General features: G+C 42.6%; 1 pseudogene. It reads left to right on the top strand.

The features are described 5' to 3' along the window. Positions 1-466: 466 nt before the first annotated feature. Positions 467-1,239, top strand: a pseudogene (locus R8N28_RS25525) (arginine deiminase family protein); the annotation flags it as partial.

Genomic DNA, 1,239 nt, shown 5'->3' with positions numbered 1-1,239 from the left:
AAACCGCGATGATTCTTCCTGCCCAAATATTAAAACCCATCACAAAGAAACAAAAAGTTAACAAAAAACGGTATTTTTTAATATTCAGAAGATCCTAATTGAGCTCATTGTAGGATATTTGATGGTTTGTTGAGTGATTATGACGCCTGAGTGAATACAGCCACGCTACCAATTTGGAAGGATAACGAATAAAGAAAACTGAAAAACTGCATATTTTAGAATAGAAATGCACATTTTATGCACTAAGCATGTAATCTTTCCTGCAAAATACAAAAAGAATAAAAACGCATTCATTTAAAAACCAGCAATATGGAATTAAAAACCAAAAATTAAATACAAAAATGCCAACTAAAATAAAAACCACTAAAAATATAACCATTCACAACATTTAAACGAAGTTAACGAATTTGCATCTTTGCCGTAAGATTGTCATAACTAATGGCTGGAAAATTTGTAAGGATGCAAAATGAGTAAGCTGTACGTTGGATCAGAAGTTGGTCAACTTAGACGAGTACTTTTAAACCGCCCAGAGCGCGCCCTCACCCACCTCACGCCGTCAAACTGTCATGAGCTATTGTTTGATGACGTGCTTGCTGTAGAAGCCGCGGGTGATGAGCATGATGCTTTTGCTCGAACCTTGTGAGAGCAAGATGTTGAAGTACTTCTGCTCCACGATTTACTGGTGGAAACCCTAGCCGTTCCAGAGGCAAAACAGTGGCTGTTGAACACGCAGATTTCTGACTTCCGCTACGGGCCAACCTTCGCTCGCGATTTACGCCAATATCTTTTGGAAATGGACGACGAACACCTCGCGACTATTTTGCTTGGCGGCTTAGCCTATTCTGAGTTACCTATTCAATCTTCTTCGATGCTACCGAAGATGAAGCGCCCACTGGATTTCGTGATCGAGCCACTACCAAACCATCTATTCACCCGCGACACCTCATGTTGGGTATATGGCGGTGTATCACTCAACCCAATGATGATGCCTGCGCGCCAGCGCGAAACAAACCATTTACGCGCTATCTATCGCTGGCACCCGATCTTTGCAGGCCAAGACTTCATTAAATATTTTGGTGATGATGATCTGCATTACGACAACGCAAACGTTGAAGGCGGTGACGTACTGGTGATCGGTAAAGGCGCGGTATTGATTGGCATGTCTGAGCGCACCACGCCACAAGGGGTAGAAAACTTAGCGGCAAGCCTGTTTAAAGCAGGACAAGCGAGCGAAGTGAT

This window comes from Vibrio sp. Vb1554 (assembly GCF_033344235.1).
The sequence above is the reverse complement of the archived record's forward strand: the minus strand, read 5'-3'. Positions and strand labels throughout refer to the sequence as shown.